The following is a 22,465-nucleotide window of genomic DNA, read 5'->3' on the forward strand; positions in this document are numbered from 1 at the left end:
GATTCAGTTCCCCTTCGCTTTGCCGGTCTCGACGAACGCGTCTCGGTGCTCGTCGGCGACCCCGGCCAGATTCAATTCGTAGGTGTAGCGCTGCTCCAGTAGGTAGCTGCTCTTGACGTCGACGGGGTCGATGCCGTTGATCGCCGCCTTCGCGGCACGGATGACCCGCGTGTCCTTGGTGTCGATCATGCGAGCCACCTCGAGTGCCGTCTCGAGGAGATCCGCACGTGGGACCGCCTTGTAGACGGACCCGAAGTGGACCAGTTGCTCGGCGGTCACGTTCTGCGCGGTGTAGTACAGAGTCCGCATCAGGTGCTGGGGGACGAGGCGGGCCAGGTGGGTGGCCGCGCCGAGTGCGCCGCGATCGACTTCGGGGAGCCCGAAGACGGCGTCGTCGGAGGCGATGATCACGTCCGCGTTGCCGACCAGACCGATGCCGCCCCCGACGCAGAATCCGTTTACGGCGACGATCACGGGGACGGCGCAGTCGTAGACGGCGGAGAAGGCGGCCGCGCATCCCTTGTTCGCTGCGACGAGTGCGTCGAAACCGGTGGTCTGCTGCATCTCCTTGATGTCGACGCCGGCATTGAAGCCGCGTCCCTCGGCGCGAAGGATCACGACGCTGGTCTCCGGGTCGTTGCCGGCGGCCAGGATCTCGTCGGCCAATTGGAACCATGCTGCGCTCGGCAGTGCGTTGACCGGTGGGTAGTCAACGGTCACGGTGACGATGCCCGATTCGGCGCGGGCCGTGGTGATCGGCACACCTGCTCCTTACATGTCGGGGTACTCGTAGCGGCCGATCTGGTGCTGTGTGCGACGGTCGGAAGCTACCCAAGCAAATGCTTGGTTGTTTGGTAGGGTAGCACCATGACTGAAGCAGTGCACACGCCCGTCAACCTCGGGTTGGCCGGCCGGATCGTCCTGGTCACCGGCGGTGTTCGCGGGATCGGGGCGGGAATCGCCGACGTTCTGGAAGAGCTGGGGGCGACCCCTGTCGTCTGCGCGCGACGCCCGGGCGACAACGCTGACCGCGAGTTTCACGCGTGCGATGTCCGGGACCCCGACGCCGTCGCGGAGATGATCGACGCGATCGTCGCCGAGCACGGACGCATCGACGGCGTCGTCAACAATGCGGGCGGCTCGCCGTTCGCGCTCGCGGCCGATGCGTCAGATCGATTCACGCAGAAGATCATCGAACTCAACCTGCTCGCACCGGTCATCGTCGCCCGTGCGGCGCACGCGGTGATGGCGAAGCAGGAGGGTGGCGGCGCCATCGTCAACGTGTCGAGCGTGAGCGGTCACCGGCCGTCGCCCGGGACGTCCGCGTACGGCGCGGCCAAAGCGGGACTGGACAACGTGACCGGGTCGCTCGCCGTCGAGTGGGCACCCGAGGTCCGACTCAACTCGGTGATCTGCGGGCCGGTCGAGACCGAGCTCTCGCATCTGCACTACGGGGACGACGACGGGATCGCCGCCGTCGGAGCCACCATTCCGATGGGTCGTCTCGCGCAGCCGGCCGACATCGGGAATGCTGTCGCCTTCCTGCTCTCTCCGCTCGCGTCCTACATCAGCGGTTCCGCGCTGACAGTCCACGGCGGTGGCGAGAAGCCGGCCTTCCTGTCTGCGGGGAACAGCGGGAACGACGTGTGAGGGTGCGTCTCGATTTCGACTCGCGTCCTCGGCTGGCGCCTCGGTCGCGGCTCAATCATCGAGTGAGTACTCGATGTCTCGGCCGGGCGTGCGGTCCCCTCGATGGTCCAGCCGGGCGTGCGGTCCCCTCGATGGTCCGGCCGGGCGAACGGTCCCCTCGATGGTTGAGCGAGCGAAGCGAGTCGAAACCACCCGCACCGACAACCGAATCAAGCCACAACGAAAGTGAGAAGCGTTGAGTAACAAGATCAGTGAAGGCCGCGTCGTCATCGTGACGGGCGCCGGACAGGGAATCGGGCGAGCACACGCCCTGGCGTTCGCGGCCGACGGCGCGAAGGTGGTCGTGAACGACTACGCGGCTGAGTCGGCGCAGTCCGTCGTGGCCGAGATCGAGGCTGTGGGCGGTCAAGCGGTAGTCGCCTCCGGCGACGTCGCCGACTGGGACACCGGTGCGGCGATCGTGCAGACGGCGATCGACACCTTCGGTCGGCTGGACGCGTTGGTGAACAACGCGGGCTTCCTGCGCGACCGCATGCTCGTCTCGCTGAGCGAGGACGATTGGGACTCGGTGGTGCGCGTGCACCTGAAGGGGCACTTCGTGATGCTCCGGCATGCAGCGGCCCACTGGCGTGCGCTGTCGAAGGCGGGCGAGCAGGTTCAGGCCCGTATCGTGAACACCTCGTCGGGCGCAGGCATCTTCGGATCGGTCGGCCAGGGCAATTACGCGGCGGCGAAGGCGGCGATCGCCGAACTGACCATCCAGGCCGCGACGGAGCTGGGCAACTACGGAATCACCGTCAACGGCATCGCCCCGGCGGCCCGTACTCAGATGACTCTCGGTGCCGGTGGCGCGATGGCGGATCAGATGGCGGCACCGGGTGATGGTTCGTTCGATTCGATGGATCCGGCGAATATCTCACCGGTGGTCGTCTGGCTCGCGTCCGCGGAGTCGGGAGACGTCACCGGCCGGCTGTTCGAGGTGGAGGGCGGAACCGTCACGGTGCTCGACGCCTGGCAGCGCGCGGCGAGCAAGGACAAGGGGGCTCGCTGGGATCCCGCCGAACTCGGGGACGTGCTGCCCGGCCTGCTCAGCGAGTCGCCCGAACAGGTCAAGGCGTACGGCGCACGCTGACCCTGATCGACTCCCGGTACAGAACAACGGTGGCCCCGGTCCTGATCGGACCGGGGCCACCGTTCTGTGCGTGTCAGGCGGATGCGCCGGGGGCGCGCACGACCATCGGCACGCCCGGGAAGTACGCAGCCATCTCCGAGCGGGTACGACGCAGCGCTGCCGTTCCGTACCCCTGCTTGCGTTGTGTCGGTCGGATCCAGATGCGGACATCGACCTCGCCGCCCGCGAGTTCACCGAAGACGATACCGACCTTCTGCTCGTTCTCGATGGCGACGAGCCAGACCGCATCCTCGTCGTCGACGCGATCCGCGCCCTTGGCCATCTCGTCGCCCACCTCGCCGGCAGGCGCACCCGAGCCGTCACCCGCGACGCCTTGCTCGGCAGTGCGCTCCGCGAAGATGTCGGCGTCGTCGTTGGCGGAGAACGGACGCAGGTCGATGGTGTCGCCGCTGCTGGCGGGGCGCTCGGCTGCGGTGAAGGTGATGGCCTGGTTCAGGTCGTCGAGTTCGGCCTGGTTCTTGCGGCGCTCCTCCTTCGTCAGCTGGTGCAGGGACATGTTGAGGACGGCTTCCGCGCCGAGCTTGGACTTGCCGAGCAGTTCGGCGATCGCGGCGGCGGCAGCGGGTCGGTCGTCGGCGTCGACGATCGTGTCGAGAACTTCGTGGCGACGGTCGAGTGCGGTGAGCAATGCGTCGGTGATGTCTCGGCGGGTGGCGTTCTGGTCCAGATCTGTCATGACTCGATACTGGCACGATTTCACGTGACGGGCAGTACTACCCACGAGTAGTTTTCGCGGTCCTGACGTGCGCGTCATCGATAGCCGCACAAGGAGATTGAGGTCACGTCTTCCCAAAAACTAGAACGGGTTCTAGTCTGGACCGCATGACTCGAGATCAGAGCGCCCTGTCCGCGGACGAATTGCTTCACACGCCGGTGCACCTCGGTGATCTGATGGTGGCAGCACTCAAACGCCACGCCGCGAATCCGGTTCTACAGCTCGGCGGCACCGAGCTGACCGGTCGCCAGATGGCCGACGAGATCAGCCGCTACGTTCAAGCCTGCGAAGGTCTGGGAGCCGGCACCGGAACGGCCGTCGGCCTGCTCGCGCTGAACCGACCGGAGGTTCTGCTCGTCATCGGTGCCGGTCAGACGCAGGGCTGGCGGCGCACCGCGCTACATCCGCTCGGCTCGCTCGACGACCATGCCTACGTGCTGTCTGACGCAGGCGTCAGCACGCTGATCATCGACCCGGTGCCGATGTTCGTCGAACGTGCCATGGCACTGCTCGACCGGGTCGAGAGTCTGACGCAGATTCTGACCCTGGGGCCGGTGCCTGAGGGACTCGCGGAGGCCGGGATCGATGTCGTCGCGAAGGCGGCGGAGTATCCGGTCCGCCCGCTGACGGCGAAGCCGCTCGACCCCGAGCACGTCGTGTCGATCACGTACACCGGGGGGACCACGGGCAAGCCGAAGGGCGTCGTCGGCACGGCCCGTGCCATGTCGACGATGACGCAGATCCAGCTCGCCGAGTGGGAGTGGCCCGAGCGCCCGAAGTTCCTGATGTGCACGCCGCTCTCGCACGCGGGTGCGGCATTCTTCGTCCCCACGCTCATCAAGGGCGGGACGATGATCGTCCTCGGAAAATTCGATCCCGCAGAGGTTCTGGAGACGATCGAGCGCGAACGGATCACCGCGACGATGCTGGTGCCGTCGATGCTCTACGCCCTGATGGACCATCCCGATTCCCGCACGCGCGACCTGTCATCGCTGGAGACCGTCTACTACGGGGCGTCGCCGATAAGCCCGGTCCGGCTGGCCGAGGCGATCGACCGATTCGGCCCGATCTTCGCGCAGTACTACGGCCAGTCCGAGGCGCCGATGGTGATCAGCTACCTCCGCAAGGACGAGCACGACCCTGCTCGTCTCGGCAGCTGCGGACGCCCGTCGGCGCTACTGCGGACCATGCTCATGGGCGACGACGGCAACCCGGTGCCGCAAGGGGAGCCGGGCGAGATCTGCGTCTCGGGACCGCTGCTCGCCGGCGGGTACCTGGGTCTGCCCGAGCAGACCGCCGAAGCATTCCGGGACGGGTGGCTGCACACCGGCGATGTCGCGCGTGAGGACGAGGACGGATTCTGGTTCATCGTGGATCGCACCAAGGACATGATCGTCTCCGGCGGGTTCAACGTATTCCCTCGCGAGGTAGAGGACGTGATCGCCGAGCACCCGTCGGTCGGCCAGGTCGGCGTGATCGGCGTGCCGGATGAGAAGTGGGGCGAGGCGGTGACCGCGGTCGTCGTGCTCCGTCCGGACGCGGACGCGTCCGACGATGCGAAGAAGGCGATCGAGGATGCCGTTCGCGCCGATGTCAAAGAACGCAAGGGTGGAGTCCAGTCACCCAAGCGCGTCGTATTCGTCGACACGCTGCCGCTCACCGCACTCGGCAAACCTGACAAGAAGGCGCTGCGCGCCCAGTTCTGGGAAGGGCACGGCCGCTCGGTCGGGTAACCGCGCTCACCTCATCGTGGAGTGATCCCGCGGATCGACGCGGCGACGACGGTCCGGACAGTGGGCGGGTCGAGTGGCGCTTTCGCCACGAGCCACCGGTACATCAGCGGGCCGAACACCAGATCGCGGACCATCCCCGAATCGAGGCCGGGATCGACTGCGCCGGAGGCGACCGCGCGGCTCGCGATCGCATCGATGACGTCACCTCGAGGTCGTAGGTAGTCGCGGACCAGTGCCGCGAGGTCTGGATCGTTGTACGCGCAGGCGTGCAGCTCCATCACGACCGCGGCCGACGGATCGGCGATGAATCGCATGATGAAGTCCTCGGCGCACGCGGACAGGTCGGTCAGCGGGTCGCTCGTGTGGAACTCGCGTACCGAGGGAACCGTCCGGGAGACGGCTGCGACGGCAAGCGCGGCGGGGGTGTCGCCGCGGCGATACACGGTGGATCGAGGCACTCCGGCCGCGGTCGCGACCCCGCTGATCGACAACGCATGGAAACCGTTCGCCGTGAGCAGTCGCAGCGTGGCTTCGGCGACGCGTGCGTCGATGTCGGGGTCGGACGGTCTGCCGGGGCTCACGACATCGTCCTGCATCGTTCCACCATCCCATCCGAAGCAGTTACGCTACATTGTGTAGCGAAACTAGCAGGAGGGCTGCGCAATGCATCGAATCACCACGACGGCATCGGCCGGGATGCTCGCCGGCATCGCGATGCTCGGCACCCTCGCTGCTGCGCCGGCGCACGCGGCGACGGGGGCCTGCGCCGATGCATCCGTGCGCAGTCTCATCCCCGCCTCGCCTCCGGTCGCCTCGTGGGCCGAGAACGTGACCTACGACGACGCAGGCGACCTGTGGGTGTCCAGGACTCTGGCGAACGTGATCGACCGGTACGACACCGAGGGTCGCAGAACAGCGACGATCCACGTCACCGCGCCCGGAGCGGTGCGGCAGGGTGCTGACGGCCGCATGTACGCAGCGTCCGGCGCGACACCGATCAACCTGATCCCGACCCTGCGGCGCGGAACGCTGGTGTCGTTCGACCCCGCGGACCCGACAGGTCCGGTGCGAACCGAGGTGCGCGGACTCGGCATGCCCAACGGACTGGCCATCGCGGACGACGGCGCGATGTACGTGGCCGATTCGAGCCTCGGCGTCGTCAGGATCGGCGCGGACAAGAAGATCGATCGCGGCTGGACCGCTCGCGCACCGCGGAACCTCGCACCGACGCGGACGGTGAACGGGACATCCATGAACGGCATCGTCATCATCGACGACGCCGCCTACGTGACGATGACGTCCAGCCTCAGCGGGCGGATTCTGCGGGTTCCGCTCGATCGACCGGAGAAGACCACCGCGGCAGTCGATCTCACCGAACCGCTGCCGGGGATCGTCGATGACGTCACGGCACTGGACGATCGGACCATCGCGGCCGCGAGCACCACCGGGCAGGTGATCATCGCCGATCTGAAGACCCGTGATCGGTGCACGATCTCCGTCGGCCGGCCGGTGACCTCGCTCGTCGAGCGAGCCGACGGCGCCCTCGTGGCGGGCTCGGAGACGGGGGAGGTCGTGGAGATCACCGGAGTCGGCCGCTCAGTGGGGTAGCGGCCGCATCCGGTTGAGGGAATCGCGGGTGGTCGGTAGGTGATTTCGACTCGGACGTCGCTTCGCTCCGCCCGGCTCAATCCTCGAGGAGAAGTCCCGGTCTAGCGAGGAGAAGCCCCGCTCGAGTCGAGGCGCGTCCGGCTCGAGCGGACTCTCCCCTCGATGATTGAGCGAGCGGAGCGAGTCGAAATCCGGTCCTCACTTCGGCGTGCAGATCACGACGGGGATCGTTCGCTCCGTCCACGCATCGTAGGTGTCGAAATCGGCGTACATATCAACGAGACGGGGCCACAGCCTCTCCCGCTCCGCGTCATCGGCCACATGAGCCACGTAATCGGTTGTGGCGGCGCCGATCTGAATGCTCACATGTGGGTCGTTGCGTACGTTGTGGTACCACGCCGGATTCTTCGGCTGACCGCCCTGCGATGCGACGAGGACTATCGAGTCGGCGTCGGCCATGTAGAGCAGCGGTACCGTGCGCTGCTGACCCGATTTCCGGCCGGTCGTGGTCAGCAGGCAGACGGGTGTGGGTCTGCGGAACGCTGATCCCACCCGCCACCGGTTGCCCAATCTGCCGCCGGACAGCTGGTACAGGCGGGTGTTCAGCCGCGAGCCGTACTTGATGAGCCCGCCGACTATCGGCGAGTCCAACTGGGCAGGACGGGAATCGGGATCCATCAGCGGCATGGGCCGTCAGATCCGCTCGAGGATGGTGGCCGTCGACAGCGCACCACCCGCGCACATGGTGACCAGCGCGTGCTCGCCGTCGGTGCGCTCGAGCTCGTGCAGTGCCGTGGTGATGAGACGTGATCCGGTGCTGCCGACCGGGTGGCCGAGCGCGATCGCGCCGCCGTTCACGTTCACCTTGTCCATGTCGGCGTTGTGGACCTGAGCCCAGCTGAGGACCACGGAGGCGAAGGCCTCATTGATCTCGACGACGTCGATGTCGTTCAGGCTCATGCCCGACTTCGCCAGAACTCGTTCCGTCGACTGCACCGGTCCGTCCAGGTGGTAGTACGGCTCGGCGCCGACCAGGGCCTGGGTCTTGATGCGTGCGCGCGGGGTGAGTCCGAGCTGACGGGCCTTGTCCTCGTCCATGATCAGGACAGCAGCCGCACCATCCGAGATCTGCGACGCCGTGCCTGCCGTGTGGATTCCGCCGTCGAGAACGGGCTTCAGTCCGGCGATGGAATCGGCCGTCGTCTCCCGAAGGCCCTGGTCCTTGGTGACCTCGAGGGTCTCGCCGGTGAGTTCGCCTTCCTTGGTGCGCTCGGGGGCTTTAACCGTCAGCACCTCGCGGTCGAACCGACCTTCGTCCCATGCGCGCTTGGCGTTGGCCTGCGAACGGACGCCGAGTGCGTCGACATCGGCGCGCGAGATGTCCCGGCGCCGGGCGATGCGCTCGGCGGCCTCGAACTGGTTCGGCATGTCGATGTCCCACGACTCCGGGCGACGCGGACCCGCATCGGTTCCGACGTTCGCGCCGAGCGGCACATGCGACATGGCCTCGACGCCGCAGGCGACGCCGACGTCGATCGCACCCGCGGAGATGAGCCCGGCGATCATGTGGTTGGCCTGCTGTGCCGAACCGCACTGGCAGTCGATGGTGGTGGCGCCGGTCTGCCAGGGGAGGCCCGCGTGGAGCCATGCGGTCCGCGTCACGTTGTTGCCTTGTTCGCCGACCTGCATGACGCAGCCGCCGACGACCTGCTCGACCAATGCCGGGTCGATGCCGGCGCGCGCGAGCACTCCGGTCTGCGCCGCCCCGAGAAGCTCGGCGGCGTGCAGCCCCGACAGCCATCCCCTGCGCTTGCCGATCGGTGTGCGAGCCGCTTCGACGATTACCGGTACACCCATGCGTTCTGTCCTCTCAAGAAGATTGCTTACTCCAAAACTAGAACAAGTTATTGTTCACGTCTATCCAGTGTGGCAGAGTGTGACGTACGCAAACTGTAACGAGTTCTCATAGACCGATGGGGGCTCGCGAGCCCCGAAATGAGGTGATGGCGTGACCCAGGCGCAGAGCGTAAATGCTGCGGGTTCGTCGCAGGAATCTGCGGGCAAGTGCCCGTTCATGGAGCAGGAGGGGTGGGACTTCACAAACCCCGACCTGCTGCACGAAGGTGTCCCGGTGAAGGAGTTCGCCGAACTCCGTAAGACCGCGCCCGTGTGGTGGAACTCCCAGCTGCCCGGGAAGGGCGGCGGCTTCGTCGACGGTGGCTACTGGGTCATCTCCAAGCACGAGCACATCCGTGAGATCTCGAAGAACGCCGACGACTGGTCGGCCAACGCCAACGGCGTGATCATGCGCTTCGAGGACGACATGGATCCGGCGCAGATCGAGGTCACCAAGGCGCTGCTGATCAACCACGATCCGCCGGAGCACACCCGCCTGCGCAAGGTCGTGTCGCGCGCCTTCACACCCAAGGCTGTTCACGCGCTCGAGGAGAAGCTCGACGACGCGGCCCGCGAGATCGTCAAGAAGGCGGCTGACGCCGGCTCCGGCGACTTCGTCCATCAGGTGGCCGTCGACCTTCCGCTGCTCGCCATCGCGGACCTCCTGGGCGTGCCCGAAGTGGACCGCGAGAAGCTGTTCAACTGGTCGAACTCGATGATGAACGCCGACGACCCGGACTTCCCGGTCGATCCGCTGACCGCCAACATGGAGATCCTCGGTTACGGCTACAACATGGCCGAGGAGCGCCGGAAGTGTCCCGCGGACGACATCGTCACCACGCTGATCGAAGCCGACATCGACGGGCAGGGCCTGACGGAGGAGGAGTTCGGCTTCTTCTTCATCCTGCTCACCGTGGCGGGCAATGAGACGACGCGTAACGCGATCACGCACGGCATGAACGCCTTCATGGAGAATCCCGATCAGTGGGAGCTGTTCAAGAAGGAGCGACCCGCCACCGCCGTGGACGAGATCGTCCGCTGGGCTACTCCGGTCAACTGCTTCCAGCGAACTGCGACCCACGACACCAAGATCGGTGACGTCGAGATCAAAGAGGGCGACCGCGTCGGCATGTTCTACGGCTCGGCCAACTTCGACGAGGAGGTCTTCGACGATCCGTACAAGTTCGACATCATGCGCGACCCGAATCCGCACGTCGGATTCGGCGGCAACGGCACGCACTTCTGCATCGGTGCCAACCTGGCCCGTATGGAGATCAACCTGATGTTCAACGCACTGGCCGACCTGGTTCCCGACATCACGAAGCTGGATCAGCCGAACCGTCTGCGTCACGGCTGGATCAACGGGATCAAGGACCTGCAGGTCGACTACGGCACCAAGAAGGGCTGACGCTCGATGAGCGACGAGACGCCCCCTTACCTGAACATCGATCGTGACAACCACCCCGCAGTGATCGCGGGTCGTCGCTCGCGCGAGGCCGTGAAGGCCCGCGACAAGGACGCCTGGCTGGCGATCTTCGCGGAGAACGGCTCCGTCGAGGACCCGGTCGGACCGTCGATGTTCGATGAGGAAGGGGTCGGTCATCGCGGGCCCGAGCAGTTGTCGGCGTTCTGGGACAAGACGATCGGCACCACCGAGAAGATCGAGTTCGCCTTCGACAAGGAGATCATCTGCGGAGACGAGGTCGCTTACGTCGGCAGGATCGTCACGCACATCGGCGGCCACGTCACCGATGCGAACGGTGTGTTCACCTACAAGGCGGATGCGAACGGCGACCTGCTCGCGCTTCGCGCCTTCTGGGAGGTCGAGGAGACCATGAACTCCATCAGGCCTGCCTGACGACCGGAATACGAAGAAGCTCGGCGACCATCAGGTCGCCGAGCTTCTTTCGTGCGGGTGCCTCCCGCGTCAGCGGTTGCGCGACCGGCTGAAGCGTTTCGCGACGTGGGCGTCCACCGACAGTGCGCCCTGGTGGGCGACGGCGATGGCGATCAGGCCGGCGATGAGGGCGAGGACGAACTCGTAGCCGCCCTCGTTGACCCAGAATCCCGCGTCCATGTGGGCGAAGATGATGGCGCCGATCATGTCGATGATGAGGATCAGGGCGACGAGCGGTACGGCGATGCCGATGATGAGCAGGATGCCGCCGACGAACTCGGCGATGCCCGCGAACCAGGCGGCGATCTCGGGCGCGGGGACGTCCATGGACTCGAAGCCCATGCGGGTCTGATCGATGCCGTTGGTGAAGAGTTTCTGCCATCCGTGCATCACGAAGATCACGCCGAGGATGATGCGGGCGATCGTGGCGGATAGTCCTTGCGCGTGCTTGAGCGGGTTCATCGATGCAACTCCTGGGGTCTGGATTGCTACTCGCAGCGATCCGTCGGACGGTACCGTCCGATCTCATCACTTACCTTTCGTAAGCGCAAGCAGAAGCGTAGATTCATCGGCATGTCCGATCCAGACCCGATGCCGTTCGACGTCTTCGCCAAGGAGTGTCCCTCACGCCGGGTGTTCGAGCATGTGACCGGGAAGTGGGGCGCGCTGGTGATCGGCCGGCTCGATGCGGAACCGAAGCGGTTCGGTGAGATCCGCGGTCAGATCGACGGAATCAGCGATCGGATGCTCGCACAGACGTTGCGCATCCTCTGCGACGACGGGATCGCCGCCCGGACAGAAGCGGCCGGTAACCCGGTCTACGGGCTCACCGACGCGGGAACCGGGGTCGCGGGGGCGGTCCGCCGACTCATCGACGCGGTAGAGGACGCGATGAGCCACGGCGCGGGTGAGGTGAGGCGCGGGTGAGCTGAGGTAAATGGCCGGAATATCGGGGTCAGAGGGAAGATTGCCCTCTGACCCCGAGATTCCGGCCATTCTCAGCAGCACGCCGCGGCGAATCGGCGGTGCGGGTTCAGTGCTCGGGCTTATCCGAGCCGACGACCCACATGGAGAAGTACTGCGACCCGCCGCCGTACGCGTGTCCGAGCGCCTTCCTGGCATCGGGCACCTGGTGGGCGCCCGCCTTGCCCATCACCTGGATGGCCGATTCGGCGCATCGGATCATTCCGGACGCGCCGATCGGATTCGATGACAGCACGCCGCCGGATGCGTTGACCGGCAGCTTGCCGCCGATCGCTGTCTCGCCGGCTTCGGTGAGCTTCCATCCCTCGTACTCCGGCGTGAACCCGAGATTCTCGAGCCACATCGGCTCGAACCAGGAGAACGGGACGTAGATCTCCGCGGTGTCGATCTCCTCGAGCGGGTTCGTGATCCCGGCGGCCTTCCACAGCGCCGCCGATGCATCGCGGCCCGCCTGGGGGCTCACCACGTTGCGATGCGAGAACGACAGCGGTTCGGTGCGCATCGCCGTCGCGTGGACCCAGGCGACCGGTCGGTCCTCGGCGAGGGCATCGTCGGCGGCGGCTTCGTCGCCGATCACCACCGCGCACGCACCGTCCGACGACGGGCAGGTCTCGTCGAAGCGGATCGGGTCCCACAGCATCTGCGAGGCCAGGACCTTGTCGACGGTGATGTCGGGCTGCTGCAGATGGGCCAGCGGATTCAGTGACCCGTTGAGCCGGTCCTTGGCCGCGACCATCGCCCCGATGTGACCTGGAGCCTTCGAGTTGTGGATGTACGAGCGCACGTGCGGAGCGAAGAAGCCGCCCGCGCCGGCACCGACCGGCATCGTGAACGGGACCGGGATGGACAACGCCCACATGGCGTTCGACTCCGACTGCTTCTCCCACGAGACGGCCAGCACCCGGCGGTGCACACCGCTGCTGACGAGCGACGTTCCGACCACCGCGGTGGATGCACCCACCGACCCGGCGGTGTGGACCCGGATCAGTCGCTTGCCGACGGCGCCGATCGCCTCGGCCATCGCCAGTTCCGGCATCATCGAGCCCTCGAAGAGGTCGGGAGCCTTGCCGATGACGATCGCGTCGATATCGTCGAGGCTCACCTGGGCGTCGTCGAGTGCGCGGTCGATGGCTTCACGGCACAGGCCCGCCATCGTCACGTCGTGTCGCTTGGCGACGTACTTCGTCTGCCCCGTGCCGAGCACGGCGGCGCGATTGCGCCCCATCAGTTTCCACCTTCCATGGTGAGCACCATGTTCTGTTGCAGCAGCGGTCCGCTCGTCGCGTGCGCCAGTGCGGTCTTCGCGTCGCCCGACAGGATCGAGTGGGCGGCGTAGCCGATCCGCTGCAGTCCCGCCGAGAAGAGCGCGTTCCCGGTCATCACCCCGCCGGACGGATTGATGCGGGTGCCGTCGCCGAGACCGAGCTCACGCCGGACGATCAGTTCCTGATGCGTGTACGGTGCGTGGATCTCGGCTACGTCCACCGAGCGGCTCCGGTCGCCGAACGCGGTGTCGCCCGCCAGCTTCGTCGACGGCGAACGGGTCAGGTCCCGGGCGCCGAAGTTGGGGGAGTCGATGCGATGATCCCAGCCGGTGACGAACGCCGGATTGTCCACGAGTTCGCGAGCACGCTCCTCGCTGGCGAGTACGACGGCCGCACCCGCATCGGCGTACGGGGCGATGTCATGGGTGCGCAACGGATTCCGGAGGTAGTCGGAGGTGAGGAGTCGGTCGGCATCCTCCCCGCTCGTGCGTGCTGCAACGGCGGCCATGTCAGCCTCGGTCCATGCGCCGGAATCGATTCCGGCGCGTGCCTGAAGGCCGGCGAGGGCCGGGGCATCCGGCCATAGTGGGGCGACGGTGTACGGATCGGTCTGCAGCGTGAGCGTACGGTCCGGATCGCCGGCCGACGCCTTGCCGAAGCCGTACGCCAAAGCGAGATCGACCTCGCCGGTCGCGATCTTGACCCACGCCTCGTACAGCGCCCATGCCGCGTCCATCTCGACGTGCGATTCGTTGATCGGCGGTACCGCACCGACAGCGTCGATCGCCGAGATGAACGAGAATGCTCTTCCGGCAAGGTAATCCGAGGATCCGCTGCACCAGAATCCGATGTCGGTGCGCTCGATTCCCAGATCCTCGTACAGACGTTTGAAGCAGGGAATCAACATTTCGACACCGTTGGTGGTGCCGAAGGTCTCGGCGACGTTGGGGCTGTGGGCGAATCCCACCACGGCGATCCGCGGGAAATCTGTGCTCATGACGTGTCTCCTCTCGCGGGTCACAGGTGGTTTCGGTACGACTCGAAGTCGGCGTCGGGTTCGCCGCTCGGTGCGAAGTGGCTGACATTGCGCAGCGTGTGGTCCCACTCGGCTTCGGGCCGCCAGACGGCCTTCACCCGCATGCCCATCCGCACATCCTGTGCGTCGCAGTCCAGAATCAGGTGCAGGATCGGGATGTCGGCGCCGTCGAGCAGGACGTATGCGGCGACGTACGGGGGTTTGATCTGCTGTCCCATGAACGGGACGTTCACGATGCAGAACGTCGTCACGGTGCCGGTGTCGGCGAGCTCCACGCGCTCGATCGTGGGGGAGCCGTCGGCGGGACTGGCCTTACGCGGCGGGAAGTACACCTCGCCGGTGGCCACGCGTCCACCGATGAGCTTCCCGGCTTTGAGGCCCTCGAGGTACCAGGTCTCCTCTTCGGTCGCCGAGTGCATGATGGTCATCCCGATCGGCGTGGTGATCACCACGTTGCCGTTGTCGTCGGCGATCGGCTCGCCGTCCTGAGGTGGTGCCGGGGAGGACGACTCGCCGAGTGCGAAGTGGATGATGTCGTCGATGCGCCCGGTCCGGACATCACGCCAGACGGCGTGCACCCGGGCTCCCGTCGACAACGCGCTCGCGTCGTCGGCCGCGACCGCGTGCAGCAGTGCGGTGTCCGCGCCGTCGAGCTGGATCAGCGCCCAGGCGAACGGGATATCGAGCGGCTGTCCGTCGGTCGGTTCCGCTTGCCACGACCAGGTGCTCACCGTTCCCGTCGCGGCTACCTCCACGAGTTCTGCGGGCGGCGCACCGGTCGCCGCGTCGAATTCGACGGGCGGCACGCTCACCCGACCATCGGAGCCACGGCTGCCGAGGATGCGGCCGTCCCGTAGCGCGAGTGCGAACTGCGACAGGACGGGGCCCAGGGATCTCGTGTAGTCGAACGAGTTCGTCAGTTCGGAGGTCAGGATCTCCGATTCAGGTTCGGGCACCGCGACTTCGGGTCCCGTGGACGCTGCATTCTTGATCACTCAAAAAGTAGAACACGTTCTAGTAATCTATGGCAAGGGGTGCAGCGAAAGGTGCTTGATGAAACTCGGTCTACAACTCGGTTACTGGGGTGCGGACCCGATTCCGCGCGCGACCGAACTCGTCGCAGCCGCCGAGGCGGAGGGTTTCGACTCGGTGTTCACCGCGGAGTCGTGGGGATCGGACTGCTACACCCCGCTCGCCTGGTGGGGTTCGCAGACACGTCGCGTTCGGCTGGGAACGGCGGTGGCCCAACTGTCGGCGAGGCCGCCGACGTCGCTCGCGATGGCTGCGCTCACGCTCGATCATCTCTCCGGTGGGAGGCACGTGATCGGACTGGGAGTGTCGGGCCCGCAGGTCGTCGAAGGCTGGTACGGGCAGCCGTTCGCGAAGCCGTTGGCTCGCACCCGTGAGTACGTGCAGATCGTGCGCGACGTCCTCGCCCGCGAAGGTCCGGTGACCAGCGGGGGACCGCATTACCCGCTACCGTTGCCCGCCCACGCCGCCGGAACCACCGGGGTCGGCAAACCGCTGAAGCCGATCACGCATCCCTTGCGTGCCGACATCCCGATCTGGCTCGGTGCTGAAGGGCCCAGGAACGTGGCGCAGACTGCGGAGATCGCCGACGGCTGGCTCGCCGTCTTCTACACGCCCAGACTGGCCGACATGTTCAACGCCTGGCTCGACGAGGGCTTCGCCCGACCCGGTGCGCGGCGCTCGCGGGCCGACTTCGAGATCGCGGCCAATGCGCAGTGCGTCATCACCGACGACGTCGCCGCCGCCATCGAACGGTACCGGCCGTCGACCGCGCTGTACGTCGGCGGTATGGGAGCGAAGGAGAAGAACTTCCATGCCGACCTCTACCGCCGCATGGGATACGGCGACGTCGTCGACGAGGTGGGCCGGCTGTTCCTCGCGGGCCGGAAGGCCGAGGCCGTTGCAGCTGTTCCGGACGAGATGGTCCGCGAGACGATGCTCGTTGGGACGTCCGATCAGGTGCGCGACCAGATCGCGGAGTGGGAGGCTGCGGGGGTGACCACGCTGATGGTCACGGCACGCGATGTCGAGACCGTCCGTCAGTTGGCTGCTCTGCGCTGACTGTCTTGCGAGGAGTCGACGAGACGTGCCGAACGGCAGGGAGTTCGCCGTCAGCCGATTCCCAGGACCAGGTCGGCGGTCGCGACGACGGTGGCGCGCAGCCAGGGGCGAGGCCGGCCTCCGGGCAGATGACGGCGGACGGCACCGTAGGGGAGATCGACGACTGCGTACATGGCGCGGTCGAACTCCTCGCGCCCAGCGGAACCGAAATGACGGCGGGTGAATTCGGTGAGCACGTTCCTCGCCGCATCGTTGTGCTCGCGCAACGCGGCGGCAGTCGCGGTGGAGATGCCGGAGATCGTCTGCTCATCGAACGTGAGCAGGAGTCGCGCTCTGTCCGGGTGCGCTGCGCACCAGTCGAACGTGTGCGAGATCGCGGCTCGCGCACCGGCGACGGTGTCGTCGGCAGACAATGCCGCGGTGAAGCCGCTCTGGTATTCGGTGATGGTGCGCAGCCAGAGTCGGGCGAGGATGTCGTCGCTGGTGGGGAAGCGGTGATAGACCGATCCTGACGGCGCGCCGACCGAGCGAGACACCGCAGCGGCCGTCACCGCTGCCGGGCCGTCGGCGATGGCTACCGCGAGGGCGGCGTCGAGCAGTTCATCGGAGGTGAACTTCGGGCGTCGCCCCACGTCAGTGCGGGTCGGTGGCGAGCACGGTCCCCTGAGCGACCGCGACGAGCTTCGGGTGGCCGTCCTCGTCGACGATCGTGATCCGGCTCAGTGCGGTCGCCTTCCGCTTGCTGGCATGAGCCAGTTCGGCGGTTGCGCGCAGCACGGTCCCGTTCCGCGCGCCTGCGACGTAATCGATGGTGAACCCGCTGGTGATCACGTTCGGTCCGAGGCCGATGGCTCCGGCGTACGTGATCGAGTTGTCGGCGAGGTAGGCCAGGACGCCGCCGTGGATCAGGCCGTACTGCTGTCGGAGGTCGTCGGTGACGTCGAGTTCGAGGACGACGTGGTCCTCGTCGGCTTCGGCGAGCCTGGCGCCGAGCATCGTGCTGAAGGGTTGTGCCGCGAGTACCTGCCGAGCGAGTTCTACATCCATATATTAGAGAGTGCTCGCTAATATGTGGATGGTCAAGGGACTATTCGCCGGTGAACGCGGGCTTCTCCTTGTTCGCGAATGCGCGTGGGCCGATCTTGGCGTCAGCCGACTTGAAGACGGCCGCTCCCAGTTCGGCGTCGATCTTGAAGGCGTCCTCTTCGTGAAGGCCCTCGGAGTCGCGGATGGTCTTGAGGATGGCCTGCACCGCGAGCGGTCCGTTGGCGGCGATGGAGTCGGCGAGCTCGAGGGCTTTGTCGAGGGCCGACCCGTCGGGGACGACGTAACCGATCAAGCCGTAGTTCGAGGCCTCCGTCGCAGTGATGTGGCGGCCGGTGAGCAGGATGTCGGCGGCGATCGTGTACGGAATCTGCCGGACCAGGCGAACGGCGCTGCCGCCGAGCGGGAACAGTCCCCACTTGGCCTCGGAGACACCGAACTTCGCGCTCTCACCGGCGACGCGGATGTCGGTTCCCTGCAGGATCTCGGTGCCGCCTGCGATGGCAGGGCCCTCGACGGCGGCGATCAGCGGCTTGCTCAGCCGACGGCCCTTGAGAAGAGCGGGAAGGCGGGTCAGGTCCCAACCGCCCTTCGTGAAGCTGTCACCGGGTGCGGATTCATTCATCGCCTTCAGGTCGGCGCCGGCACAGAAGTAACCGCCGGCGCCCGTGAGGATCGCGACGCGGATGTCCGGGTCGGCGTCGACCTGGTCCCACGCCTCCTCCATGATCCGCATCATCTCGCCCGACAGGGCGTTTCGCGCCTGCGGCCGGTTCATGGTCACGATCAGGATGTGGCCGCGCTTCTCGACGATGCACTCCGGTGCGGGCTCGGTCGCGCTGGTTGGGTCGGACATCTTTCCTCCGGTCTCGCGAATCACTTGCCGCGAACAGTAACACGTTCTAGTTTTGACGCATGGCCTTCACAATCGCCGACCTCATCGAGCACGCCGTCGACCTCGTTCCTGATCGCATCGCCCTGGTCTCCGGCGACGAGCAACGCAGTTTCGCGGAACTCGAATCCCGATCCAACGCGCTGGCGCACAAGCTCCGCGAACTGGGCGTCCGACCCGGTGATGCGGTGGGCCTGTACAGCAGGAACACCATCGAATCGGTGGAGGCGATGGTCGCGATCTTCAAGGCGCGAGCCGTGATGGTGAACGTCAACTACCGGTACGTGGAAGCTGAGCTCGACCACATCTTCGCCGACTCCGGCATGACGGTCCTGCTCCACGAACGGCAGTACTCGCCGCGGGTGCGGAACGTGCTCTCGGAATCGGCGCACGCCATCACCAACCGGATCGTCATCGAGGACGGCAGCGCCGCCGAGATGGTGGCAGGCGCGATCGCCTACGAGGACGCGATCGCGTCATCGTCGACGGAGCGGGACTTCGAGGAGCGCAGCTCCGACGACCTGTACATGCTCTACACCGGCGGTACGACGGGCAAGCCCAAAGGCGTCGTCTGGCGGCAGGAGGATGTGTGGCGCGTCCTCGGAGGCGGGATCGACTGGTACACGGGCCGGGCGATCGAGGATGAGTGGGAACACGCTCGCGGTGGCGCCGAAGCGGGCCAACTGGTCCGTTACCCGATCCCGCCGTTCATCCACGGCGGCAGTCAGTGGGCGATCTTCCAATCGCTGTTCGCCGGCGGGAAGTCGGTCGTCTACCCGGGATTCGACCCGGAGTCCGTGTGGGAAGCCGTGCAGCGACACCAGGTGAACGTCGTGTTCATCACCGGCGACGCGATGGGGCGCCCGATGATCGACGCTCTCGAGAACGGCGATTACGACACGTCATCGGTCCTGTCGGTGGCATCGTCGGCCGCCCTGTTCTCGCCTGCGGTGAAGGACCGTTACCTCGATGCGCTGCCGAACGCGGTCATCATCGACGCGATCGGCTCGTCGGAGACCGGGTTCGGCGGTATGGGCATGGCGACGAAGGGGCAGAGCCGGTTCGGTGCTCCGACCGTCAAGGCCGACCCGAACACGCATGTCCTCGCCGACGACGGTCGGCGTCTCGAGCCGGGCAGTGAAGAAGCCGGTCGCCTCGCACGGTCCGGGCACATCCCGCTCCGGTACCACAACGACCCGGTCAAGAGCGCCGAGACATTCGTCGAGTTCGACGGGGTCCGGTACTCGTTGCCCGGCGACTTCGCGCGCGTCGAGGCGGACGGCACCATCACGATGCTGGGTCGCGGGTCGGTGTCGATCAACACCGGTGGCGAGAAGGTGTTCCCCGAAGAGGTGGAAGCCGCACTCAAGTCGCATCCCGACGTGTTCGACGTGACAGTCGTCGGCGTTCCCGACGAGCGGTTCGGCCAACGAGTCGCCGCTGTCGTGCAGCCGCGCGTCGGTGTCCGGCCGGGGATCGCCGATCTGAACGCGGCGGTCCGCAACGAGCTGGCGGGTTACAAATGCCCGCGCAGCGTGTGGTTCGTCGACGAGCTGAAGCGCTCTCCCGCAGGCAAACCCGACTACCGCTGGGCGCAAGAAGTCGCAGCCTCGAGCGATCCCGATGACATCCTCACCTGAATCACCCTCCCCGAAAACCGCGAAGGACCATTGTGAAAACAGAACTATGCGAGCGGTTCGGCATCGAGTACCCGATCTTCGGGTTCACGCCGAGCCAGGACGTGGCGGCTGCGATCAGTCGTGCCGGAGGGCTGGGAGTGCTCGGCTGCGTCCGGTTCAACGAGGCCGAGGAGCTCGACGAGGTTCTCGAGTGGATGCACGAGAACACCGACGGCAAGCCGTTCGGCGTCGACGTGGTGATGCCGGCCAAGATCCCGACCGAAGGATCCAAGGTGGATCTGGATTCGATGATCCCGCCGGAGCACCGCGCATTCGTGGAGCGGACGCTCGATGATCTCGGGGTGCCGCCCCTCCCGGACGGCGGGGACCGGGTCAACACCGGCGTGCTCGGTTGGCTGCACTCGGTGGCCCGCTCACATGTCGACATCGCGATGGAGCACGCGCGGAAGTACGGCCAGATCAAGCTGATCGCCAACGCTCTCGGGTCGCCGCCGTCCGATGTCATCGGAACCGCGCACGACAACGGCGTAGCCGTCGCAGCCCTCGCCGGTGCTAAGGAACATGCACTCAGCCATGTGGAAGCGGGGGTGGACATCGTCATCGCGCAGGGCTACGAGGGTGGCGGGCACACCGGCGAGGTCACGTCGATGATCCTCTGGCCCGAACTGGTCGACGTACTCGGCGACAAGGCTCCGGTGCTCGCCGCCGGCGGGGTCGGCGACGGTCGTCAGATCGCCGCCGCGATCGCGCTCGGCGCACAGGGTGTGTGGATGGGCACGTACTGGCTGACCGCAGCCGAGTACGACCTCGGTGCTACGGGAGCGGGGCCGTCGACCGTGCAGCAGGCGCTGCTGTCGGCAACGTCCCGCGACACGGTGCGCCGTCGCATCTACTCGGGTAAGCCCGCGCGGCTGCTGAAGACGAGATGGACGGACGCGTGGGACGCCGATAACGCACCCGAACCGTTGCCGATGCCGCTGCAGAATCTCCTCGTCGGAGAGGCTCACGCACGCATCTCGGTGGCCGACGATCCTGAGGTGGTGGCGATGCCCGCCGGTCAGATCGTGGGGCGTTGCAACGAGATCACTCCGGTGGCCGAACTCGTCGAGGGCTTGGTCGCCGATTATGCAGATGCCGTTGCCCGGATGAACGCCACCCTCGAGTAGGCGCGACTTCGATCGGTCAGCGGGTCCCGTACCTGCGCCGGAACTTCTCGACGCGGCCCTCGGTGTCCATCACACGCTGGGCACCGGTCCAGAAGGGGTGCGAGTCGCTGGTGACGTCGACGACGATGAGCGGATACGTGTGCCCGTCCGTCCATTCGACGGTGGCCTCGGACGTGGCGGTGGACCGAGTGAGGAACTGCGCGCCGGTGGCGGCGTCGCGGAATACGACGGGCCGGTAGTCGGGATGGATTCCGGTCTTCATGCTTCGTCTCCTTCGGTGCGGCCGGGTCGGTCGGCGACGGTCGGTTCCGGCGTGGTGATGTCCATGTCGTCGCAGGGGTCGCGATGGGCGTGGCCGAACGGGGACGGCAGCGACGTGATGTAGGCCGGTCCACGGGCGAGCTCCTCGTCGGTGACGAGCGCCTCACGCAGTGCGTCATGGATGCTCATCGGATCGGCCCGGTGGCACAGCACGGTGATCGACGAGTGCCGGTCGCCGTGTTCGGGATGCCACCGCAGTGAGGCGAGTGCCCGGTGCTCGGCGTCGACGGATGCCGGGTCCTCCACGCAGGCGATCCAGGTTCCGACGTGGCTGATCCCGAGGGCGCCGCCCGCCGACTCGAGCCACATGACGTCGTCGGGATCGGAGGCCAACCACATGCGGCCGCGTGCTTGGACCACACCGTCGAGGAGCACGTCGAGCGCGTCGTGGAGCCTTTCGGGGTGAAAGGGCCGGTCGGCCTCGAAGCTGGTGAGCTGCACACCGCAATCTGCGTCGAGTGACGGGCTGCCCGCGAGCAGTGGGTCGAAGGGACGCATCGGTCGACCGTTCGGCGTACCGTCGCCGATCGATTCGAGAGCACCGTGGACGATGCTGCGGTCGAGCGGTTGCATGCTGTTCAGCGTGCGCATTCCGGCGCCCGGCGCGAGCCGGAGGACGACGGCGTGCAGGCGCATCAACGCGAATGCGTCGTTCAAACCGTCGGCGCTCTCGATGACGATCGCGTCCGCGAATCGCAGCTGTGAGATGGCGACCTGCGCGACGGTACGTTCGTCGTCCAGTCCGGTCATGCCTGCCTCGGTCACCGTGATGTCGCCGGTTGCATCGTCGAGCCAGGACCGTGCGTCCACGCCGCACAAGGTGGATTCGACGAACACGTCGATGGATGCCGGGCCGGACGGGAGTGCGCCGAGTCCGGCACTGGCGGGGACGTCGACGACGGTCGCCATGATCTCGGCGGACAGGCGTTCGGGTTCGACGATCGGATCGAGGAGCACGACGATGCGCTCGACGCCGGAGTCGTGATGCAGCGTTCGCAGCATCGGCAGCAGGTCGAGGCGCAGGGTGCACGACACACAGCCGTGTTCGAGGCTGATGTCGTCGATCGCGATCGTGTCGGTGCCCTCGGGTGACATGCGGTGCTCGATGCGCGTGACCCGGCCGGAGGCGACGTCGCGCAGGTCATGAGAGATGACGACCGTGCCCGGCTGGAGCAGCGCGTACGCGATGCGGGCGTTGGTGGTGCGGTGCAGCCCGCCGACCAGGACCACGGGCGTTCGCGGCGCGTCGTGGGGCATGGGGACCTCCTCGGGATTCGTCTGCCTGAACAGAATCGGTAATGAACATGATTTCCAATTGGCTTGGCTCGACTGTAG

24 protein-coding genes are annotated in these 22,465 nt (G+C 66.6%); 10 read left to right on the forward strand and 14 right to left on the reverse strand.

Annotation, left to right across the window (positions count from 1 at the left end; all coding sequences use genetic code 11):
• Positions 1-3 precede the first annotated feature (3 nt).
• A complete protein-coding gene (locus FO044_RS01805; protein WP_132992969.1) occupies positions 4-762 on the reverse strand; it encodes an enoyl-CoA hydratase family protein in 759 nt (252 codons plus the stop codon).
• A 105-nt stretch (positions 763-867) separates the two neighbouring features.
• Here FO044_RS01805 and FO044_RS01810 point away from each other — a divergent pair, with 105 nt between their 5' ends.
• Positions 868-1,650, forward strand: coding sequence for an SDR family oxidoreductase (locus tag FO044_RS01810; protein ID WP_132992970.1), 783 nt, complete (start codon positions 868-870; stop codon positions 1,648-1,650).
• A 235-nt stretch (positions 1,651-1,885) separates the two neighbouring features.
• Entirely contained in the window at positions 1,886-2,782 is an 897-nt protein-coding gene (locus tag FO044_RS01815; RefSeq protein WP_132992971.1) for an SDR family oxidoreductase, read from the forward strand.
• Between the two features lie 73 nt (positions 2,783-2,855).
• Here the strand turns inward: FO044_RS01815 and FO044_RS01820 are convergent, their stop codons facing one another.
• A complete protein-coding gene (locus tag FO044_RS01820) occupies positions 2,856-3,596 on the reverse strand; it encodes a GNAT family N-acetyltransferase (protein ID WP_132992972.1) in 741 nt (246 codons plus the stop codon).
• A gap of 68 nt (positions 3,597-3,664) precedes the next feature.
• Between FO044_RS01820 and fadD8 the strand changes: the two genes are divergently transcribed.
• Entirely contained in the window at positions 3,665-5,290 is a 1,626-nt protein-coding gene (fadD8, locus tag FO044_RS01825) for a fatty-acid--CoA ligase FadD8 (RefSeq protein WP_132992973.1), read from the forward strand.
• Positions 5,291-5,301: 11 nt separating this feature from the next.
• Here the strand turns inward: fadD8 and FO044_RS01830 are convergent, their stop codons facing one another.
• Positions 5,302-5,886: a TetR/AcrR family transcriptional regulator gene (locus tag FO044_RS01830; protein WP_132992974.1), complete on the reverse strand. Its 585-nt coding sequence runs from the start codon at positions 5,884-5,886 to the stop codon at positions 5,302-5,304.
• A gap of 67 nt (positions 5,887-5,953) precedes the next feature.
• Between FO044_RS01830 and FO044_RS01835 the strand changes: the two genes are divergently transcribed.
• Positions 5,954-6,898, forward strand: coding sequence for an SMP-30/gluconolactonase/LRE family protein (locus tag FO044_RS01835; protein WP_235831404.1), 945 nt, complete (start codon positions 5,954-5,956; stop codon positions 6,896-6,898).
• A 198-nt stretch (positions 6,899-7,096) separates the two neighbouring features.
• Here FO044_RS01835 and FO044_RS01840 read toward each other — a convergent pair whose 3' ends face one another.
• A complete protein-coding gene (locus tag FO044_RS01840) occupies positions 7,097-7,576 on the reverse strand; it encodes a nitroreductase family deazaflavin-dependent oxidoreductase (protein ID WP_132992975.1) in 480 nt (159 codons plus the stop codon).
• Between the two features lie 15 nt (positions 7,577-7,591).
• On the reverse strand, positions 7,592-8,755 hold the full coding sequence (locus FO044_RS01845) for a steroid 3-ketoacyl-CoA thiolase (protein ID WP_132992976.1): 1,164 nt from the start codon (positions 8,753-8,755) through the stop codon (positions 7,592-7,594).
• 151 nt (positions 8,756-8,906) lie between these two features.
• On the opposite strand from FO044_RS01845, the gene FO044_RS01850 reads away from it, so the two are divergent.
• Positions 8,907-10,202 carry a cytochrome P450 gene (locus tag FO044_RS01850; protein ID WP_280525862.1) on the forward strand — a complete coding sequence of 432 codons (1,296 nt, stop codon included), beginning with the start codon at positions 8,907-8,909 and terminating at the stop codon, positions 10,200-10,202.
• Between the two features lie 6 nt (positions 10,203-10,208).
• Positions 10,209-10,652, forward strand: coding sequence for a nuclear transport factor 2 family protein (locus tag FO044_RS01855; RefSeq protein WP_132992977.1), 444 nt, complete (start codon positions 10,209-10,211; stop codon positions 10,650-10,652).
• 69 nt (positions 10,653-10,721) lie between these two features.
• On the opposite strand, the gene FO044_RS01860 is transcribed toward FO044_RS01855, so the two are convergent.
• Complete coding sequence (locus tag FO044_RS01860) at positions 10,722-11,153, reverse strand: DoxX family protein (protein WP_132992978.1); 432 nt, start codon at positions 11,151-11,153, stop codon at positions 10,722-10,724.
• A gap of 111 nt (positions 11,154-11,264) precedes the next feature.
• On the opposite strand from FO044_RS01860, the gene FO044_RS01865 reads away from it, so the two are divergent.
• On the forward strand, positions 11,265-11,618 hold the full coding sequence (locus FO044_RS01865) for a winged helix-turn-helix transcriptional regulator (protein WP_132992979.1): 354 nt from the start codon (positions 11,265-11,267) through the stop codon (positions 11,616-11,618).
• Positions 11,619-11,724: 106 nt separating this feature from the next.
• Here the strand turns inward: FO044_RS01865 and FO044_RS01870 are convergent, their stop codons facing one another.
• The 3 genes from FO044_RS01870 to FO044_RS01880 are packed head-to-tail and all read right to left on the reverse strand — an operon-like array spanning position 11,725 to position 14,971.
• Complete coding sequence (locus tag FO044_RS01870) at positions 11,725-12,900, reverse strand: thiolase domain-containing protein (RefSeq protein WP_186290574.1); 1,176 nt, start codon at positions 12,898-12,900, stop codon at positions 11,725-11,727.
• Positions 12,900-13,937: a thiolase domain-containing protein gene (locus FO044_RS01875; protein WP_132992981.1), complete on the reverse strand. Its 1,038-nt coding sequence runs from the start codon at positions 13,935-13,937 to the stop codon at positions 12,900-12,902. The genes FO044_RS01870 and FO044_RS01875 overlap by 1 nt, the downstream gene beginning before the upstream one ends.
• A gap of 20 nt (positions 13,938-13,957) precedes the next feature.
• Positions 13,958-14,971: a Zn-ribbon domain-containing OB-fold protein gene (locus FO044_RS01880; RefSeq protein ID WP_132992982.1), complete on the reverse strand. Its 1,014-nt coding sequence runs from the start codon at positions 14,969-14,971 to the stop codon at positions 13,958-13,960.
• A 58-nt stretch (positions 14,972-15,029) separates the two neighbouring features.
• Between FO044_RS01880 and FO044_RS01885 the strand changes: the two genes are divergently transcribed.
• Entirely contained in the window at positions 15,030-16,067 is a 1,038-nt protein-coding gene (locus FO044_RS01885) for an LLM class F420-dependent oxidoreductase (protein WP_132992983.1), read from the forward strand.
• Between the two features lie 50 nt (positions 16,068-16,117).
• On the opposite strand, the gene FO044_RS01890 is transcribed toward FO044_RS01885, so the two are convergent.
• From FO044_RS01890 to FO044_RS01900, 3 genes are read right to left on the reverse strand one after another with little or no spacing between them, the layout of a single operon-like run.
• Positions 16,118-16,699, reverse strand: a complete 582-nt coding sequence (locus FO044_RS01890; protein ID WP_132992984.1) for a TetR/AcrR family transcriptional regulator — start codon at positions 16,697-16,699, stop codon at positions 16,118-16,120.
• Between the two features lies 1 nt (position 16,700).
• Complete coding sequence (locus tag FO044_RS01895; RefSeq protein ID WP_132992985.1) at positions 16,701-17,114, reverse strand: PaaI family thioesterase; 414 nt, start codon at positions 17,112-17,114, stop codon at positions 16,701-16,703.
• Between the two features lie 40 nt (positions 17,115-17,154).
• Complete coding sequence (locus tag FO044_RS01900; protein ID WP_132992986.1) at positions 17,155-17,967, reverse strand: crotonase/enoyl-CoA hydratase family protein; 813 nt, start codon at positions 17,965-17,967, stop codon at positions 17,155-17,157.
• A gap of 59 nt (positions 17,968-18,026) precedes the next feature.
• On the opposite strand from FO044_RS01900, the gene FO044_RS01905 reads away from it, so the two are divergent.
• Positions 18,027-19,643 carry an acyl-CoA synthetase gene (locus tag FO044_RS01905; protein WP_132992987.1) on the forward strand — a complete coding sequence of 539 codons (1,617 nt, stop codon included), beginning with the start codon at positions 18,027-18,029 and terminating at the stop codon, positions 19,641-19,643.
• A 32-nt stretch (positions 19,644-19,675) separates the two neighbouring features.
• Positions 19,676-20,809: an NAD(P)H-dependent flavin oxidoreductase gene (locus FO044_RS01910; RefSeq protein WP_132992988.1), complete on the forward strand. Its 1,134-nt coding sequence runs from the start codon at positions 19,676-19,678 to the stop codon at positions 20,807-20,809.
• 16 nt (positions 20,810-20,825) lie between these two features.
• Here FO044_RS01910 and FO044_RS01915 read toward each other — a convergent pair whose 3' ends face one another.
• Positions 20,826-21,071, reverse strand: a complete 246-nt coding sequence (locus FO044_RS01915) for a type B 50S ribosomal protein L31 (protein WP_132992989.1) — start codon at positions 21,069-21,071, stop codon at positions 20,826-20,828.
• Positions 21,068-22,387, reverse strand: coding sequence for a ribosome hibernation factor-recruiting GTPase MRF (mrf, locus tag FO044_RS01920; RefSeq protein WP_132992990.1), 1,320 nt, complete (start codon positions 22,385-22,387; stop codon positions 21,068-21,070). Before mrf ends, FO044_RS01915 begins: the two co-directional genes overlap by 4 nt.
• Positions 22,388-22,465 lie beyond the last annotated feature (78 nt).

Source organism: Gordonia zhaorongruii, assembly GCF_007559005.1.
GTDB classification, from domain to species: Bacteria; Actinomycetota; Actinomycetes; order Mycobacteriales; family Mycobacteriaceae; genus Gordonia; species Gordonia zhaorongruii.